15 protein-coding genes are annotated in these 17,572 nt (G+C 71.7%); 6 read left to right on the top strand and 9 right to left on the bottom strand.

Going from position 1 to position 17,572, the window contains the following annotated elements; genetic code table 11:
- Window positions 1–33: 33 nt before the first annotated feature.
- Both KLK06_RS11190 and KLK06_RS11185 read left to right on the top strand, forming a co-directional pair.
- Entirely contained in the window at window positions 34–561 is a 528-nt protein-coding gene (locus tag KLK06_RS11190; protein WP_214635283.1) for a copper chaperone PCu(A)C, read from the top strand.
- On the top strand, window positions 558–1,652 hold the full coding sequence (locus KLK06_RS11185; RefSeq protein ID WP_214635282.1) for a Dyp-type peroxidase: 1,095 nt from the start codon (window positions 558–560) through the stop codon (window positions 1,650–1,652). The genes KLK06_RS11190 and KLK06_RS11185 overlap by 4 nt, the downstream gene beginning before the upstream one ends.
- Here KLK06_RS11185 and KLK06_RS11180 read toward each other — a convergent pair.
- Window positions 1,645–2,139 (bottom strand): MSMEG_6728 family protein, encoded by a 495-nt coding sequence (locus KLK06_RS11180; RefSeq protein ID WP_214635281.1) that lies wholly within the window; start codon window positions 2,137–2,139, stop codon window positions 1,645–1,647. The two genes, KLK06_RS11185 and KLK06_RS11180, sit on opposite strands and share 8 nt — an antisense overlap.
- 57 nt (window positions 2,140–2,196) lie before the next feature.
- Between KLK06_RS11180 and KLK06_RS11175 the strand changes: the two genes are divergently transcribed.
- A complete protein-coding gene (locus KLK06_RS11175; RefSeq protein WP_214635280.1) occupies window positions 2,197–2,490 on the top strand; it encodes a hypothetical protein in 294 nt (97 codons plus the stop codon).
- A 2-nt stretch (window positions 2,491–2,492) separates the two neighbouring features.
- On the opposite strand, the gene KLK06_RS11170 is transcribed toward KLK06_RS11175, so the two are convergent.
- Complete coding sequence (locus KLK06_RS11170) at window positions 2,493–4,784, bottom strand: hypothetical protein (protein WP_214635279.1); 2,292 nt, start codon at window positions 4,782–4,784, stop codon at window positions 2,493–2,495.
- Between the two features lie 229 nt (window positions 4,785–5,013).
- On the opposite strand from KLK06_RS11170, the gene KLK06_RS11165 reads away from it, so the two are divergent.
- On the top strand, window positions 5,014–7,296 hold the full coding sequence (locus KLK06_RS11165; protein WP_214635278.1) for a xanthine dehydrogenase family protein molybdopterin-binding subunit: 2,283 nt from the start codon (window positions 5,014–5,016) through the stop codon (window positions 7,294–7,296).
- The gene (locus KLK06_RS11160) at window positions 7,293–8,078 is read left to right on the top strand and encodes an SGNH/GDSL hydrolase family protein (protein WP_214635277.1); all 786 of its coding nucleotides are present in this window, start codon (window positions 7,293–7,295) and stop codon (window positions 8,076–8,078) included. The genes KLK06_RS11165 and KLK06_RS11160 overlap by 4 nt, the downstream gene beginning before the upstream one ends.
- On the opposite strand, the gene KLK06_RS11155 is transcribed toward KLK06_RS11160, so the two are convergent.
- Both KLK06_RS11155 and KLK06_RS11150 read right to left on the bottom strand, forming a co-directional pair.
- On the bottom strand, window positions 8,061–10,538 hold the full coding sequence (locus tag KLK06_RS11155; RefSeq protein ID WP_250905175.1) for a DUF5682 family protein: 2,478 nt from the start codon (window positions 10,536–10,538) through the stop codon (window positions 8,061–8,063). The two genes, KLK06_RS11160 and KLK06_RS11155, sit on opposite strands and share 18 nt — an antisense overlap.
- Window positions 10,538–11,029, bottom strand: coding sequence for a hypothetical protein (locus KLK06_RS11150; RefSeq protein ID WP_308168191.1), 492 nt, complete (start codon window positions 11,027–11,029; stop codon window positions 10,538–10,540). The genes KLK06_RS11155 and KLK06_RS11150 overlap by 1 nt, the downstream gene beginning before the upstream one ends.
- Window positions 11,030–11,139: 110 nt before the next feature.
- Here KLK06_RS11150 and KLK06_RS11145 point away from each other — a divergent pair, with 110 nt between their 5' ends.
- On the top strand, window positions 11,140–11,424 hold the full coding sequence (locus KLK06_RS11145; protein ID WP_214635276.1) for a DUF3303 domain-containing protein: 285 nt from the start codon (window positions 11,140–11,142) through the stop codon (window positions 11,422–11,424).
- Here the strand turns inward: KLK06_RS11145 and KLK06_RS11140 are convergent.
- The 5 genes from KLK06_RS11140 to KLK06_RS11120 are packed head-to-tail and all read right to left on the bottom strand — an operon-like array spanning window position 11,406 to window position 17,533.
- On the bottom strand, window positions 11,406–11,699 hold the full coding sequence (locus KLK06_RS11140; RefSeq protein ID WP_214635275.1) for a hypothetical protein: 294 nt from the start codon (window positions 11,697–11,699) through the stop codon (window positions 11,406–11,408). The genes KLK06_RS11145 and KLK06_RS11140 overlap by 19 nt on opposite strands.
- A 36-nt stretch (window positions 11,700–11,735) precedes the next feature.
- The gene (locus KLK06_RS11135; protein WP_214635274.1) at window positions 11,736–14,093 is read right to left on the bottom strand and encodes a penicillin acylase family protein; all 2,358 of its coding nucleotides are present in this window, start codon (window positions 14,091–14,093) and stop codon (window positions 11,736–11,738) included.
- A gap of 7 nt (window positions 14,094–14,100) precedes the next feature.
- On the bottom strand, window positions 14,101–16,320 hold the full coding sequence (locus KLK06_RS11130; protein WP_214635273.1) for an FtsX-like permease family protein: 2,220 nt from the start codon (window positions 16,318–16,320) through the stop codon (window positions 14,101–14,103).
- Window positions 16,317–17,009, bottom strand: a complete 693-nt coding sequence (locus tag KLK06_RS11125; RefSeq protein ID WP_214635272.1) for an ABC transporter ATP-binding protein — start codon at window positions 17,007–17,009, stop codon at window positions 16,317–16,319. The genes KLK06_RS11130 and KLK06_RS11125 overlap by 4 nt, the downstream gene beginning before the upstream one ends.
- A complete protein-coding gene (locus KLK06_RS11120) occupies window positions 17,006–17,533 on the bottom strand; it encodes a PadR family transcriptional regulator (protein WP_214635271.1) in 528 nt (175 codons plus the stop codon). The genes KLK06_RS11125 and KLK06_RS11120 overlap by 4 nt, the downstream gene beginning before the upstream one ends.
- Between the last annotated feature and the right edge of the window lie 39 nt (window positions 17,534–17,572).

Here is a 17,572-nt window from a genome sequence, read left to right as displayed (position 1 = left end):
GCGTGCCGTACCGGGTGGAGAAAGGCCTTTCCCATGTTCTCTCGCCATGCCCTGCTGCTCGCCGCCACCGTCGTCGCGCTCGCGGGCTGCGGCTCCCAGCAGGTCGCCGCCGCCCCGGCCAAGCAGTCCCCCGCCGTCGTGGCCAAGCAGTCCCCCGCCCCGGCGCTGACCATCACCGATCCCTGGGTGAAGACCGCCAAGAAGGGGATGAGCGCCGCCTTCGGCACGCTGGTCAACAACACCGATGCCGAGGTGACGATCGTCTCCGGCGCCTCGCCGGTGTCCCCGAAGATCGAGCTGCACGAGGTCGTGGAGTCCGGCGGCAAGATGATCATGCGGCCCAAGGAGGGCGGCTTCGTCATCCCCGCGCACGGCACGCACGAGCTGCGGCCCGGCGGCGACCACATCATGCTGATGGGCGTCGCCCAGGAAGTGCTGCCGGGCGCCCGGATCCCGTTCACGCTCACCGTCAAGGGCGGCGAGCCGCTGGAGTTCACCGCGATCGGCAAGGACTTCGCCGGCGGCAAGGAGGACTACCAGCCCGGCATGGGGCACAAGTGATCAGCCGCCGGGGTCTCATCGCCGGAGGCGCTCTGACGGCTGTCGGCGCCCTGACCGCGACCCCCGCGCACGCCACCGCCGTCGAGCCCTTCCACGGGATCCACCAGGCCGGGATCGCGACGCCGCCGCAGGCGTACGCCGTCTTCGTCGGCCTCGACCTGCTGCCGGACACTCACAAGGAAGCCATCGTCCGGCTCCTCCAGTTGCTGACCGACGACGCGCGCCGCCTTACCCAGGGGCGGCCCGCGCTCGCCGACACCGAGCCGGAGCTGGCGATGACGGCCGCCCGGCTGACGATCACGTTCGGCTTCGGCCCGGGGCTGTTCGCGGCGGCGAAGGCGGAGTCGCCGGTGGCTCCGCTGCCGTCGTTCACGGTCGACAAGCTGGAGAAGCGGTGGAGCGGCGGCGACCTGCTGGTGCAGATCTGCGCGGATGACAGCGTCACCGTCGCCCACGCGCTCCGGGTGATCGTCAAGGACGCCCGCTCGTTCGCCAAGGTCCGCTGGGTCCAGCGCGGCTTCCAGAGCGCGACCCGGCGCAATCTGATGGGCCAGGTCGACGGCACGATTCAGCCCGCCGACCTGGACCGGGCCGTATGGATCGGCCAGGGACCCGCTCGCGGCGGCACCACCCTGGTGCTGCGCCGCATCCGTATGAAGCTGGAGTCATGGGACGCCGCCGACCGGGTGGCCAGGGAGTTCACGATCGGCCGCCGCCTCGACACGGGCGCCCCGCTGACCGGCCGGGCCGAACGCGACGAGCCGGACTACAGCCAGGTGAACCGGCTCGGCTTCCCGATCATCTCCGAGTACGCCCACATCCGGCGGGCCCACGTCACGGATCCCGGGCTGCGCATCCTGCGCCGTCCCTACAACTACGACGAAGGTCTCACTCCGGACGGCAAGTCGGACTCCGGGCTGCTGTTCGCCTCCTACCAGGCGGACATCGACCGGCAGTTCGTCCCCATCCAGCGGAACCTGGGCAAGGGCGACCTGCTGAACGAGTGGGTCACGCCGATCGGCTCGGCCGTCTTCGCCATCCCGCCAGGCTGTACACCCGAGGGCTGGATCGGAGACAGCCTGCTCAGCTGAACTCCCGGCCGGGCAGGCACGCGGGCGGCCGCCCGGAGACGGGCCAGACGTAGGCCAGGTCGTCGGGCTCGTCGCCGAACAGCGGCCGGTAGAAGCCGGGCGCCTTGCGCAGCAGGGCGGAGCGGTGGCTGAGATGGAAGCCGGCGTCACCCAGCCACGGCGGCAGCTCGCCGTCCGCCTCCAGGCGTGCCTGGCAGCGGACGGCGGTGCCGCCGCAGTGTTCGGCGAACTCCCTCGCCAGGGTGCCGGCACAGGTGTCGGCACGGCCGATGGCGCACCACCGGCCGCACACGTCGAGCCCGTAACGCACCAGGGCCTCCTCGTAGCCCGCCCACATGCGCACCGCCGGGTGGTGCCGCCAGCCGTAGCCGGGGATCGTGAGGGCACGCAGGATCTGCAGGGCCTCGACCCGCTGCTTACCCAGCCGCAGCGGGTCGAGGACCGCCGCCGTACGCGCGAAGTCCGGATAAGGCAGGAACGTCTGCACAGCGCCTCATGACCACCGGCTACCCAGGGCGGCTCGCGATCAACCTAGAGTGGAGCCGTGCTTCCCGACCTGATCAAGCAGCTCACCGAGTCGGACCTGCCGCGCCACCACTGGCGCGGCGACGACGAGCGCGGTGGCATCTGGCTGTTCGAAACCGTCGAGGGCGACGGCGAGCATTGGGCGGTCCGGCAGGTCGAGATCGGCCCGGACCGCACCGCCCACCGCTACTGGTGGCGCCACCTGCACGACGAGCACGGCTTCCTCACCGAGCAGGCGGTGGAGATCTGGGACCTGACCGAGATCACCGGGGCCTCCTTCGAGGCCGTCTGGGATGCGGCGGACCCGCTGTGAACTCATTCGGACGACGTGACCTCGTAGACCCAGCAGTGCCCCGCTCGGAACCTCAAGGCGGCGAATCGGCCTAGTTCAGACGTCAGAGCAGGATATCTGTCGTCGACGAACAGCCAGCGGACCCCATACGTGTCTCGCAGCCCACCGACCGTCTCCGTGGTGGGCTGGAGGAAGGCGGCGTCGTTGTCCGCCAGCCGTTTCGGGTCTCGAAACTCGATGGTGCCCATGGTGGGCCGGCCTATCAGGGCTGCCCGGCTGTTCGCGCCATTGATGTATCCCCAGCCCTCGACGAGGATCCTGCGTTCGGCGTACGCGGAGATCCAGAAGTGCCGGTTGTCGCACCTGCCCGCCGGCCTGCGGCAGTGCGCGTTGGCCGCGACGAGATCGTCAGGAGAGGAGTGATCTCTCAGCCAGCGCGCCGCGGTCACCCCGCCCTCTGCGACATGCAGCCGCTCGGGGTCTATCACCGGCGCCGCCTCCGCGATGCGCCACAGGGGAGTCAACCGCAGCGCGTATCCCGAGTACAGGCAGCATCCCAGCGCGAAGATCGGCGCTGCGCACCAGGTCAGGCCACGCCGTCCGGTCAGGACGAGCACCAGCGCGACGGCAGCCGCCGCCCCCGCCAGCAGCGCGTACGGGATCACCCGCTCGATCACGACGTTCCCGCCATGCGGCCGCGCGATGGCGACCCACGACTCGATGGCCCAGATCGCGACGGCCCCTGCCGTCAATGCGGGCAGAGCCACCGGCCATGGCCGCTTCTCGGGCAGCGTGGCGGCGAGACCCGTGGTGGCGAGGATCGTCAAGTACGGCGCGGCCGACCCGAGAAAGTACCCCTGGCTGAGCCCCGGATGCCCGAACACGCACACGGCGCCTACCCCCGCCATGCCGACGCCCGCGAGCAACACCACGGCTGGATCTGTCCGCCATCGCCGCCGGTGCAGCAACCCCACGGCACCGCCCCATACCGCCGCCCAGCTCACCAGGTAGATCGCCACCACGATCAGCAGCAGAACCGGCGATTCATCCTGTCTCTGGAGGAGTAGCCCGGCATCCCGGCCGAGCCTGTCCTCATGCCACCGCATGAGGTGAAAGGGCGCGAAGCGCAGCCCTTTAGTTTCCCCCTGGAACACCACAATCTGGGCGAAGGCCACGTACGCCAGGCAGAGACCCATCAGCACCGCCGCGACCCTGTGCACCGTGCGATGGACGAGCAGGTGGACGGCGAGGACGAGCGTCACGCCCGCCAGGGCCAGCGGAAGGAATGTCGCCTTCCCCCCGACTTCCGCGAGCATCAGCACGACCACCAGCACCCACCGCCCGTTCAGCCCGCCGGGGCGACGCACCAGGTCGACCAGCAGGAGCGCCAGAGGGACGAACAGGAGCGCGCCGAAAGCCTGCGTGGGGCTCACCCATGGCAAGCCCGCGCCGCCAACGCTCGGCACCATCACGCCCGTCCAGGCGTAAGGGTCGGGCGCGGTCACGAAGAACGTGATCACCGCTGCCGCGATGCCCGTCCACCACCGGCCGCTCAGCCGGTGGGCCAGCACGACGATGAGAACGGTGAAGACCGCGGTCATCGGCAGGGGCGACAGCCGGAACAGCAGCGTTTGGAGCTCCAGGCCGGTCGCCCAGCTGGTGGCCGCCAGGTCGGCGTAGACGAACCAGTGATCGTGAAGCGCCTCGCCGACCACGTTCGCGAACATCGCCGGGACGTGATGCTTGACGTCGCCCGCCATGGCCAGGTGGTAGGGGAGGTCGATATACGGAGCACCGTTGCCCGGCCAGCTCAGCCCATGGTCCCGGAAGAACGTGGCGGCGCCGTACAGGATCGCGAACCCGACCAGGCCCGCCATCGCCCACGACCATCCCACCGGCACCTTGTCCGAAGTGCCGCGAGCCGGCCAGTGCCGTCGCAATGACGGCATCGCGGCGAACAGCAGATAGGTCACCCCGACCCATGCGAGGAACGCCTGCGGCACGTCCAGCCAGCGCGCGGGGATGTAGGTCAGCACTTCCAGCGCATAGCCCAGGGCCGTTCCCGCCGCCACGTCGGTGACCGGCGACCGCGGCGTACCGGAGAGGGCCCGCCACCACAGCATCCCGGGCAGCGTCACGCCGAGGAGGATGTAGGCGCTGAACACTCCAATCTCGGGCAGAGGCACCGCATAGGCGTTGAGGGTCACGACCGCCAGAAGGACGACGAACGCGACCGGTAGCCGGCCAGATCGGAGCAGCCGCCATCGGCGAGCGGGCACGGAAGGGACGACGACCGGAGACTGGACCTCAAGCATGTGTCTCCTAGACGGAAGGTAGGTCGCGGCTGCCTTTCGGTCAGGGATGCCACGTCACGGAGACCCATGGTCGTCGGACCGGTCACAGCCGCGTCGACCCTGTCAGATCGGAAAGGTGAGAGCAGGGCCCGTACGCATCGTTTGTCAAAGCAGCGCCATATCCGGACCATCTGGGGGCAGCGCTGCGATGCTGATGGACCGGGCGCGTGACCTCGCTCACAATCGGGCTATGGCTGATGGTTATGTGGGTGCCAGGACGCCCCGCCGCGAGGATGCCCGGCTGCTGACCGGACGCGCCCGATACGTCGCGAACGTCCGGCTGCCCGGGATGGCGTACGCGGTCGTCGTCCGCAGCCCCATCGCCCACGGACGGCTGGTGAACTGCGGCGCCAAGGAGGCGTGGACGGTCGACGGGGTGCTCGACGTCATCACGCCGGGCGACGCGGCCGCGATCCGGCTGCCCTGCGTGACCCTGAGCCCCGGCCAGCCCATCGCCTCCTATCCGGCGCTCGACGAGGCGATCCGCTACGTGGGACAGCCGCTCGCCGTGGTGGTCGCGCGGACGCCGGAGGCCGCCAGGGACGCGGCCGACCTGATCGACCTCGACTACGAACCGCTGCCCCCGGTGATCGGGATCGAGCGGGCGCTGGCCCATGACGCCCCGCTGCTGTACCCGGATTGGGGCGGCAACCTGCTGACCGACTTCACGCTCGGCGACCAGGACTGCGACGCGGTCATCGCGGGGGCCGCGCACGTGGTGGAGATGACGTTCACCTTCGGCCGGGCCACGCCGTACCCGCTGGAGCCGCGCGGGATCGTCGCCGACTTCGCCGACGGCGAGCTGACCGTGCATACCTCGACGCAGGCTCCGCACCACGTACGCGAGCAGGCCGCCGACGCGCTCGGGCTCACACACGACCGGGTACGCGTGGTGACCGGCGACGCGGGCGGCGGTTTCGGCGGGAAGGAGCACCTGTATCCGGACGAGGCGCTCATCTGCCTCGCCGCCATGCGCCTGGGCCGCCCGGTGAGCTGGACGGAGTCGCCCACCGACCGCCTCGCCTCGACCCTGCCCGCGCGGGCCGCCATGCACCGCGCCCGCCTGGCGCTCGACGCGGACGGGCGCTTCGTCGCGCTGCACGCCGACGTCGTCGGCGACCTCGGCGGCCACCCGTCCAACGTCGGCATCTCGCCGTTCGCGGTGACCGCCACCATGCTGCCCGGCCCCTACCGCTTCGACCGGGCCGGGGTACGGCTGCGCGCCGTCGTCACGACGACCACCCCGACCGGCTCCTACCGCGGCTTCGGCCAGCCCGAGGCCACCTGGACCAGGGAGCGGCTGATCGACGAGGCGGCCAGGCGGCTCGGCGCCGACCCGGTGGAGCTGCGGCTGCGCAACATGCTCGGACCCGACGAGCTTCCCTGCACGTCGCGAATCGGGCAAGCGTACGACTCCGGCGACTATCCCCTCGCCCTGCGTACCCTCCGCGACCTGGTCACTCCCCCGGCCCGTGACGACGGGCGCCGGCGCGGCGTCGGCTACTCCTGCCACGTGGAGGGCACCGGGCTCGGCCCGTCGATGGGTATGAAGGCCATGGGCATGCTGGCCGGGGGCTTCGAGACCGCGATCGTACGCATGGAGCAGGACGCCTCGGTCGTCGTCTCGGCGGGCGTGTCGGGGGTCGGGCAGGGCATCGAGACGGCGCTGTCCCAGATCGCGGCGGACCGGGTGGGGGTGCCGATCGACCGGGTACGCGTGGTGCTGGGCGACACCTCGGCCACGCCGTACTCCTCGATCGGGTCGATCGCCAGCCGCTCGCTCACGGTGGGCGGCGGCGCGCTGGCCCTGGCCGGGGACCGGCTGCGGGAGAAGATCGTGGCCCTCGCCGCCCACCGGCTCGAAGCGGCGCCGGCCGACCTGGAGATCGTCGGCTCCGCCGTACGCGTCAAGGGGGATCCGCAGGCGTCGCTGACGCTGCGGGAGATCGCCACGTCGGCGTGGCGCGGCTGGGACCTGCCCGAGGGGGCCACACCCGGGCTGGAGGAGCGGGTCTCCTACGATCCGGCCGACATGACCTACGCCTACGGGGCGCACGCGGCGGCGGTCGCGGTCGACCCGGAGACCGGAGCGGTCGAAGTGGAGGGCTACTGGGCCGTCAACGACTCGGGGGTGCTGGTCAACCCGGCGATCGTGGAGGGCCAGGTCCGCGGCGGGATCGCGCAGGGCATCGGCATGGCGCTGACGGAGGAGATCGTCTACACCGAGGAGGGGCAGCCGGTCTCCGAGTACCTGCTGCCGACCACGCGTGAGGTCCCCGACATCCAGGTCGCGATGCTGGAGGTGCCCTCGCCGCGTACGCCGGGCGGCATGAAGGGCGCCGGGGAGTCGGGGACGATCGGCCCGCCGGCGGCCATCGGCAACGCCATCGCCGCCGCCCTGCCGGAGATCGCCGACCGCATCACCCAGACGCCGTTGACCCCGGCGGTCCTATGGGCTCTACTCTCTGGATGACCTATGCCCGATATGTCGCCCTCGGCGACAGCCAGACCGAGGGCCTCGGCGACGGCGACGACATCCGGGGCCACCGCGGCTGGGCCGACCGGCTCGCCGAGCACCTGGCCGCGGCGAACCCCGACGCCCAGTACGCCAATCTGGGCGTACGCGGGCGCCTGGCCGGGCAGATCCGCGACGAGCAGCTCGGCCCGGCGCTGGCGCTGCGGCCCGACCTGGCCACGGTGATGGGCGGGATGAACGACCTCATCAGGCCCGGCTTCGACGCCGCCGCGGTCGCCTCGGCGCTGGAGGAGATGTTCGAGGCGCTCACCGCGTCGGGCGCGTGCGTGGTGACCGTGACCTTCCCCGACATCGGCAAGATCGCTCCGCTGGCCCGGCGGCTGCTCCCCCGCGTGATCGACCTCAACGCCCGGATCCGGGCCGCCGGCGCCCGCCACGGTGTCATCGTCGTCGACACCTTTCCGCACTCCTTCACCACCGACCCCAGGATGTGGACCAGCGACCGGCTGCACGCCAGCCCGCTGGGCCACGCCAGGATCGCCGCCGCCATCGCCCACGCGATCGGGCTGCCCGGCAGCGACGACACCTGGTCGGTCCCGCTCACGCCGGTCCCCCCACGTGCGGGGTGGCGGGTGGCGGGCGCGGAGGTGCGCTGGGTCGCCACCTTCGCCGGTCCGTGGATCTACCGGCGCCTACGCGGCCGCTCCTCAGGCGACGGCCGCGTCGCCAAACGCCCGGAGCTCGGCCCGGTCCCGCCGCGCTCATACGTGGACGAGTAGCTCCGATACGGCGTCGGCGGTCTCGGGGTGGCGGGCCAGGAGGGCGCCCGCCGCGCCGGTGGACGGGCCGCCCGCGACCTGCTGCCAGCCGCCGTCGCAGCCGAGCAGCGCGGCCACGGCGTCGGTCGCGGCCGGATGTCCGGCCAGCAGGTCGGTCACCGGCCCCGCCGGGGCGGGCACCGCCGCGCCTGACGTCGCCGCCTTGGCCGACCAGGGCGGCGTCCACTGGTCGAGCGCGGTCAGGCCGCCGGGGAACGTACGGCCTGCCTCCCGCACCAGTACGGGCACCAGCTCGCCGGCCTGCTCGCGCAGAGTCGTGATCAGACCGGGCAGCCACGGCAGCAGGACGGAGTCGGGCAACCGGCCGAAAGCCTTCGACATCAGCTCGACCACGAACGACGCCAGCGCGGGCGCCGGCTCCATCGCCTGCGCGAACCCGCTCATGTACTGCGGAAACGCCGGAACGACCAGCGGGTTGGCCAGCAGCTCGTCGCAGCGCTCCCGCAGCTCGGCCAGCGGCAGCGTGCCGAGCAGGTACTGGGCGGCCCACAGCAGCGCCACCTTGGCGGGCTGCTCGGGGTGCGACTGCCGTACCGCGATCTCCAGCTGAGCCCGCTCGCAGCCCAGCGCCAGCGCCAGGCTCTCCATGGTGAACAGGAACCCGAGCATGGCCGACACCTGCCGGACCCCGGTGGCCTCGTCCACGAAGGCGATCGGCAGCAGTGTGCAGTAATGCGCGAACCCCGCCGTGACGAACGCCTCGCACCAGGCCGGCAGCTCCGGCTCGGTCGCGCGGTAGTGGGCCAGCAGCCGCCTGATCCGGCGCAGCACCTCCGGCGCGTCGTCCACGGACCGCTCGGCGGCCAGCAGTTCCACGGCCCGGGCGCCGAGCTCGTCGGTGAACCGCCGGCTGCGCAGGTAGAGGATCGAGTCCTCGACGGCCGCGAGCGCGACGGCCGCGGTCGCCGTGGGCTCGTACACGCTGCGCCGCAGCCGCTGTTCGAGCACCTGCTCGACCGTGACGCCCTCGTAGCCCAGCTCGATGATCGAGCGCTGGTGCTTGCCGATCGTCAGGTCCCAGCTCTCCTGGATCGCCCGCTCGCCCAGCCGCCGCGCGCCCATGATGGGCCGGACGGCGTCGTCGGGCAGCAGGTGGCGCAGGATCCACAGCAGGTCGGAGCAGGGCACCAGGTCCGGGTCCGCCTTGAGGTCCATGAGCGCCCGCTGCACCGTACGCTTGCTCAGGTCGAGTCCCAGCGGCTCCAGCCGGTCGAACACGTCCTTGGCCAGCGGCGGCAGGGAGTGGTAGCCCACCTGGCCGATCCGGTCGCCGCCGAGCAGGATCTCGCACAGGCGGCGCACGTCCCGGCGGCCCGGCACGGTGTCCTTCTCGATGCACGTGACCGCGGCGTCCTGGAAGTCGTACGGCGTGGGACGGCCCCGGTTACGCAGACCCGCGAGCAGGATGGCCGTCTCGAACACGGCGATGGCGTCGGCCGTGCTGGACTGGTAGCCGTTGCGCCGGGCCAGCCGGACGATGTCGACGGACCAGCCGAGCAGCTCCGCCTCGTCGAGGCCGTCCAGGACCGGCGGCTTGGCCAGGAAGCCGGACAGCCGGTCGGTGACCGGTTCCGGCACGGCGGGCGCCACCGGCTTCGGCGGCTTCTTGCTCGTCTTCTTGCCGGCCTTCTGGCCCGCGAGCTGGTACGGCTTGACGCCGCCGCGCTTCAACGCCTTGTCCCAGGTGGCCGCGGCGATCGAGACCGAGCCGGAGGCCAGGCCGAACTGGGCCTCGATGGCGCCATGGCTCGACGGGATGAGCCCGTACAGCCAGCGCGTGGCCGTACGGGGGCTGATCTCGAAGGGCGCGTCCGACGCCAGCCCGAACTGTTCCACCCGGCTGGCCGCGTGGAACGCGCCGCAGACGTACAGGCACTCGGCCGGGTCGGCGCCCGTCGCGGCGAGGTGCTCGCGCATCCGCGTCCACATGTGGCGCTCGCGGTCCTCGTCGCGGTCCGTCCGCTGGTCCCCCTCGGGGCGCAGGCGCCGGAACAGGCTGCCGATCAGGACCATGACCTGCCGGTACGACTCGTAGTCCGCGCCGGTCAGCGGCTGCTCCACGTACTGGTCCCACCACTCGGACCAGTGGCGGACCTTGCCGTGGTGCAGCAGGTGCTCTTCCAGCTCGGCGAAGCGGGGCCGCAGGTCGCCGATCTCGACGCCGACGTGCTCTTCCGAGACCGAGCCCGCGGTGATCTTCCCGGCCGCCTCCCCCACCCGGTCACCGAGCGGCGTGGCCGCCACCGCGCCGGCCAGGGCGGTCAGCGCCGAGGCGCGATCCTCGCCGAGCCGGGCGAAGCCGTTCGTCAGCGCCTCGTCGAAGCCCGTCACCAGGTCGAGCGCCTCGCCGACGCCCGGCGGGGGCTCGTCGACAAGCGTGGCGAGTTGCACGCTCAGCATCAGCCCACCGCCCCGGTGGCGGGGAACCAGTGCAGCTCGGCGATGGGCTCGGTGGTCACGGGCAACTCCAGATAGGCCAGGTGGCGCAGGAACCGGCTGAACACCACGGCTCCCTGCGTGCGCTCGACACCACCCCGCAGGCTGTCCGCCAGGCTGTCGCCCTCGGCGAGCTCCACCCGCAGGTAGCCGGCGACCTGGTCGACGCCGTACTGCAGCACGGCCTCATCGATCAGGGACCGCAGATGCTTGCACATGTAGCTGGACAGCCCGCCGCACGGGCGGTTGTTGTTGGTGCTGCAGTTGTACGTATGGGTCCCGGCGGTGACCGACGAGACGTACACCCGCTCGATGTCCGAGCCGCTCGACACGACTCCCTGCAGCCGCCCGTCGGCCATCTCGACGAAGGGGACCTTTGCCAGCTTGCGCGGGCGAACGGGGGAAACCACCCGTGCCACGCTGCGCTGCTCCCACGCGGTTCGGTCCGCGGTCACGCCTTTTCGACCTCCAGCCCAGCGGCTCGCGGACACCAGCCGGTGCGGCGTCACCCGTGCGAACGGCCGATCAATGATCGCGTAATTTACCCGGGCAGGAGGTACTACGCATGCTTTTCATGGTGATCGAACGGTTTCGCGACAACGACATGGTCCCGATCTACAGGGAGGTCCGTGACAGGGGCCGTCTGCTCCCCGAGGGACTGACGTACCTCAACAGCTGGATCGAGCCGAACTTCAGCCGCTGCTTCCAGCTCATGGAATGCGATGACCTGCGCGTCCTGCAGCGATGGATTCTGGGGTGGCGTGGCTCCGGCACGACCTTCGAGATCGTCCCCGTCGTCACCAGCGCGGACACCCGCGACGTCGTGGCGCCCTATCTCGACAAGCCGTAAGGGGCGGGGGTCTCCTCCTCCTGACCGAACGTGATCACGATGTAGCGGCCGTTGGCGTAGCTGACCACCGGCCGCTGGAGCATGTCCCCCACCCGGCGGGCGACCCTCTGGAACAGCTCCACCATCTCCGGGGTGTCGGCGCTCACCCTGAACCGCCCTTCGCTGACGAGCGTCTCGGCGACCAGGTGTGCGAAGTTCGCCTCACCCCGGGCCTTCTCCTCCGCGCTGAGCGGGGTGCGGTGGGGCACGGGCTGCGTGTCCAGGGGGTGGGTCATCGCCGAATCTCCTCATGATCGCTGTCCTTCTAGTTTCTACCCCAGGTGAACCGCGGTGGTCTTCAGCTTCGGGTCGGCGGCGATCTCGGCTTCGGTGAAGCGCTCGGTGACCCACTGGCCGCGCGAGAACAAGACTGTCTGGTCGGTGTGGTGGGGCGAGGCGGGGTTGGCGGAGAGGGAGTAGGTGAGGACGGTACGTGTACGGGGGCCGCCGGGAGTGAGCTCGACGGCCATCATGAAGGTGGACCCGGTGTCCACCTCCGGATAGCGCCCGTCGGTGCCGAGCGGAGCATTGATACGCACCCTGTCGAAACAACCCTCCCCCTCGGTGCAGCCGGGAAGCGGGACCGAGGAGTAGCGCTGCGCCTCGCCCGGGGTGAGCGTGAGGGGAATGCGGTTGGTCTGGAAGAAGAGCACGGCATCGGCCAGGGCCTGCCGCACCTCCGGGGCGTCGCGCTTGAGCCCCCGAGGGGTGGTCAGCGGATGTGCGGCATCGAACGGCACCCGCCAAGGGCTGAAACCGGGCTCTCCCGGCTTGGTGGGACCCTCCAGCCGGGTGTAGAACTCGCGCCACAGAATGGCCCCCTTGCCGTCCAGGGTGGCGCGCCCGTCCCAGTTCCGCAGCGTCCCGCAGGCCTCGCGTACGTTGACCCGCTTACCGTCGGACGAGGTCAGCTCGGGGTTGGTACGGCACAACGTCAGCAGGTCCGAACGCATGAGCTCGAAGCTGTAGTTGCGCTTGGCCTGCGCGGTGGCCTGCAGCGTTTGAAGGGTGAAGCCGGGCGCGCCGAGCCCGTCGGCGCCGGACAGCCGCTGGGCGATCATGTCCAGGCTGACCCGGGGGCGCGGCTCCACGTCGGTGCCCGCCTTGCCCCACGCGCGCTGGTAGCCGGTCAGCGGCTGCGACGGGTTCGTCATCCAGAAGGTGTTGTTGGAGTTGGCCACGTAGTCGGCGCGGGTCAGCTTGGGCTGCTTGCCCGGCCCGAAGATGCCGGGGACGACGGCGTCGCGGTCCTTGCCCCACAGGCACGCGGAGGTCGAGCCGTCCAGGACGTAGGCCTCCAGCCCCGGAATGGGCGAGGGCTTGGCGCAGCGGCGCGCCTTCGCGTCGGTGACGTGGGGGACGATCGAGGTGTCGGCGAAGTAGGCGGTTCCGCCGACGTCGGTGGCGAGCGTGTGGACGAATGCCATGCCCTGATGGGTGGTCTGGGCCGCGCGTAGCTGGGTGAGGTTCGTCGCTCTGGCCATCGCCAGCCATTCGTCGGCCGAGCGCAGGTTGGCGGCGTTGGCGTCGGCCAGCGCGTAGGCGACCTTGTCGGTGTGCCCGACGGCGAGCACCGGGCCGTAGCGCGAGGTGTAGAGCGTGTGGCTGCTCATCGTGCCGTCCTGCAGGGCGACCTCCACCTCCTGGCGGCCCACCGGCTCCGCGTGGCCGTCCACCAGGTAGCTGGTCCGGTCGCCCGCGAGCTTCAGCTGATAGAGGGTGAAACGCTGGGCATGGGAGACGGTGTGGGTCCAGGCCACGCTCGCGTTGTGGCCGATCTCGACGACCGGCGTGCCGTACAGGCTGCCGCCGGAGACGTCGAGCACGCCGGGGATGGTGAGCTGCACCTGGTAGAAGCGGCGGATTCCGGTCCACGGGAAGTGCGGGTCGGCCAGCACCATGCCATGGCCGTCGCGCGTCGCCTGGCGGCCGAGCGCCCATCCGTTGCTGCCCGCGGCCGGCTTCTTGGCCGGGCCGTCGGCTTTCTTGGCGGGGCCGTCGGCCTCGGGCCCGGGCTCGGGCTCGGCGATCCCGGTGATGGCCTCCTTGAGCCGGGAGCTGGCGACCATGCGGGGGAAGTCGAGCAGGTTGTTCCAGATGTCCATGGCGGTGACGGGACCGACCCAGGCCTTGCCCCGGCAGGTGGGATCGGGCAGGTTCGCCACGCCGGTGTCCTGGAGGTAGCGGTTGTATCCCGCGACATAGCCGTCGACCAGGCGGCGCAGCTCGTCACTCGGCCCCACCGGTGCGGGCTGGGCCAGCAGCCGCCGCACGACGCCCGAGTCCGCGACGCTCTTGTAGTAGACGTCGCTGGCGAGGTTGCCGACCGGGCTGACCGGGTCGTCGGACATGGCCGTGGCGCCGAAGTGCCGGGATCGCTCGCCCCGCAGCGTCACCACCCACGAGGCCAGCACGCACAGGTTGTCCTGCGCGAAGGCGTAGCCGTACCCGAATCCGAGGCCGCCGTAGTCCTTGGCGGAGATGTGCGGGATGCCGTACTCGGTGCGCCGGATCGTGGCGGAGTAGCGCGCGTCGCCGGCCGCGGCGGGCGCGCTCGTACGTACGACCACCACGGCGGAGGCGAGCAGGACCAGCGCGAGCAGCACGGCCAGTCGCGGTCTGAGCTTCATGGGGCTCCTATTCGAAACGGGCGTTGTCCGGCGCGGTCAGCTGCCTGAGCAGCGGCATGCCCATGAGAATCACCAGCAGGGAGGCGGCGAGACCGCCGCCGACGGTCGCGAAGTAGACGGGTCCGGGCATCGCCAGGGAGGCGCCCTTCATCGCGAGCTGGTCGATGAGCGGCTCTGCCACGCCGAACCCGGCGCCGGCGGCGAGCACGGCGGACAGGACGAGCGGCAGCGCCGACTCCAGCAGCACCACCCCGGCCAGGGTGCGGATGGGGGTACCGGCCAGCCGCAGCAGGGTGAACGGCTGCCTGCGCTCCACCAGCCCGCCGCCGACCGCCACCACGAGGCTGCAGCCGCCGACGATCAGGGTCAGCGCGACGATGGCCAGCGCGACGTTCTCGCCCTGGGTGTACAGGGTCGCCCTGGCCTGGGCGACCTCGGCGAAGGTCATCGGGGCCTCGGCGGTGTGCGCCGCCAGCAGCGTGCGGATCCGCTCCACCGTCGCCGTGTCGGTCGTGCTGATCAGGATCGACTCCAGGTCGAGGCCGGTAGTGGTGGAGACGGATTCGCTGGCGGGTCCCGCGAGGGGCAGGATCTTGTCGATGGTGAGCGGGTTGTCGACGTTGACCACGCGGTAGAAGGAGCCCGCCACGGCGTGCGCGGCCGATGGGCACCTGCCGAGTACGGGGAAGCGGGCCAGGCTCGCGCATTCGATGACGGTCGTCGCGGGCGGTGAGTCGTCAGGGGGCATGGGGATGTTCTCTTGATCCTTCCGGGCGTAGATCGGCAGCACGTCCACGCCCGGGAAACGGCGCAGACGGGCGAACAGGTCCGCCTGCACCCGCTGGGACAGGCCCGTGACGCCGGGTCGGGCGAACTGGGCGCGCAGCACGTGGTTCAGCGCGCCGTCGGCCACGGCCCGCTGGCCGGAGAGCACCGCGGGCACGAGGCCCGCCATCACCGTGCCGATGAACACCGCCAGCACGAGCCCGCTCACCGCGCGGAAGGCGGCCTTGGGGTCCGCGGCCATCCGCTGCGCGGCCAGCAGCGTCGCCGCGCTCCGGGTCAGCCGGGCGGCCAGGCGCGCGGCCCGCATCGTCAGCCAGGGCCCGGCCAGGACCAGCCCGACCATGATCAGGGCGAGCCCCGCACCGGACAGCAAGGCGTCGGGCTCCTTGCCGTTCCGCCACACCGGTCCCGCGAACAGCCCCAGCCCGGCCAGCAGCGGGATCACCCGCCACGCCCGCGGCGACGGCGGCACGGCCTTCCTGGCCGCGCCGAGCGGTGAGATCCGCACCCGGCGCAGCGACCACAGCGCGACGCCCGCCGCGACGACCGGCACGCAGGCGAGCACGGCCGCGTACTGCCAGGGGTACGGGGTGATCAGCTCGGGGAAGAAGCGGCCACCGGTGATCCGCGCCCCGGCCAGCGCGGGCCGTACCACCTGGAAGAGCGCGAGGCCGGCCAGCGCGCCGAGCAGCGCGCCGAGGGCGGCGTCCACCGCGGCGAGCACGTTGACCTGCCGGGAGGTGGCCCCCACCAGCCGGATCGCCGCCAGGCGCGTCTCGCGCCGGGTGGCCGCCAGCCGGGTGGCGGTGCCCACCAGCACCAGCAGCGGGACAATCAGCCCGATGGCGGCGACGACGAAACCGAACCGGTAGACGTCGGCGTTGCCGTCGACCGTGGGCTCGGTGGCGACCGTGTCGACCTGCTGGGCGCCGGGCATCGCGGCGACCTGGCCCGGCGTCAGGCCCACCACGATGGCCAGCTCGTCGGGCCCGGACAACGCGGCCTGGCCGATCAACCCGGCGCGAGTGCCGGGGAAGCGGTCGGCGAGCTGCTCGCGCGGCGCCGAGTCCAGCAGCCTGGCCAGTGCGGGCGAGGCGAAGTACTGGCCGGGGCCGGGCATGCGGGACAGGCCGGGGATGACCGGCGCCCGGCCGCCGAGCGCGGCGACGTCCAGCCTTTGGATCATCCGGCCCGCGTAGTAGTCCTCGTGGCGGTTCCACAGCGCGCCGTCATTGGTGGCATCGAGTGCCCAGCCATTGGGCGCCGTGCCGCGCGTGCACTCCCAGCACAGGCGGTCATTGGTGGCCTGGAAGGCGTTGAAGAGCGACAGTGTGGCCAGCAGCACCGCGACGCCGACCGCCACCCCGGCGACGATCAGCGCCAGCCTGGCCGCCGCCTCCCTGCCACCGCGCAGCGACAGCCGCAGGCCCAGCAGGATCATCGGACGAGCCCGCTCGCGTACGGGTCGGTGACCCGGCCGTCGCGCACGACGACCTCCCGGTCGGCGCAGGCGGCCACCCGGGCATCGTGGGTCACCACGATCACGGTGGTGCCTTCCTCGCGGGCCAGGCGCACCAGCAGTTCCATCACGAGCTCGCCGGTGAGCGAGTCGAGCGCGCCGGTCGGCTCGTCGGCGAAGACGACCCGCGGCCCGGTCACCAGCGCTCTGGCGATGGCCACCCGCTGCGCCTGCCCGCCGGACAGCTCCCCGGTGCGCCGGCCGCCCAGGTCGGCCAGCTCCAGCCGTTCCAGCCAGGAGGCGGCCCGCGCGTAGGCACGCTTACGCTTGACCCGGCCGAGCAGCAGCGGCAGCGCCACGTTGTCGGCCACGGTCAGCTCCGGCACGAGCTGGCCGAACTGGAAGACGAAACCGAAGGCGGTGCGCCGCAGCTCGCTACGGCGGCCGTCGTTCAGCGTGTCCAGCCGCCGCCCGTCGAACCACACCTCGCCGCTGTCCGGGGTGAAGATCCCGGCCAGGCAGTGCAGCAGCGTCGACTTGCCCGAACCGCTGGGTCCCATGACGGCCAGCACCTCGCCCGCGGCCACCGACAGGCTGGCCTCCCGCAGCGCGGGCGTGTTGCCGTAGGAGCGGCTGACCGCCTCGGCCCGCAGCAGCGCGTTGACGATCATCGCTCGCGCACCGCCTCCGCCAGCGCCCCCAGCCGAGCCTGGGTGACGTCGATCCACCGCAGGTCGGCCTCAAGGCGGAACAGGCCGTGATCGGCCAGGAGCGCGTCGACCAGGTTGCCCGCGCGCTTGATCTCGGTGAGTTCGCGCATGCGTCCCAGATGCGTCGCACGCTGGGCGTCCAGGTAACCCGCCGCATCGCGCCCCAGCATCAGCGCCAGCACGACCTTGGTGAACAGCACCGTATGCAGGGACGGCTCGGCCGCGACCGGCTCGGCCAGCCACGCCTCGACCTCGTCCTTGCCCACGGGGGTGATGGCGTAGCGCTTGCGGTCGGGCCCGTCGCCCGGTTCGCTCTGCCCGGCGATGACCTTGCCGTCTCTGGCCAGGCGGCCGAGCGTGGAATAGACCTGGCCGAAGGGCAGGGGCTTGCCCCGGTTGAAGAAGGCGTCGTAGTCGCGCTTCAGGTCGTATCCGTGGCTCGGCTCCCGTTCCAGCAGGCCGAGTAGTGCGAGGGGGACACTCATGCCGGCCGACTATACCCTCAGGGTATATACGCCGGAGGT

The sequence above is a fragment of the Nonomuraea sp. NEAU-A123 genome (genome assembly GCF_018603905.1).
In the GTDB taxonomy this organism is placed as follows: domain Bacteria; phylum Actinomycetota; class Actinomycetes; order Streptosporangiales; family Streptosporangiaceae; genus Nonomuraea.
This window is presented reverse-complemented; position numbering and strand designations above follow the sequence as displayed.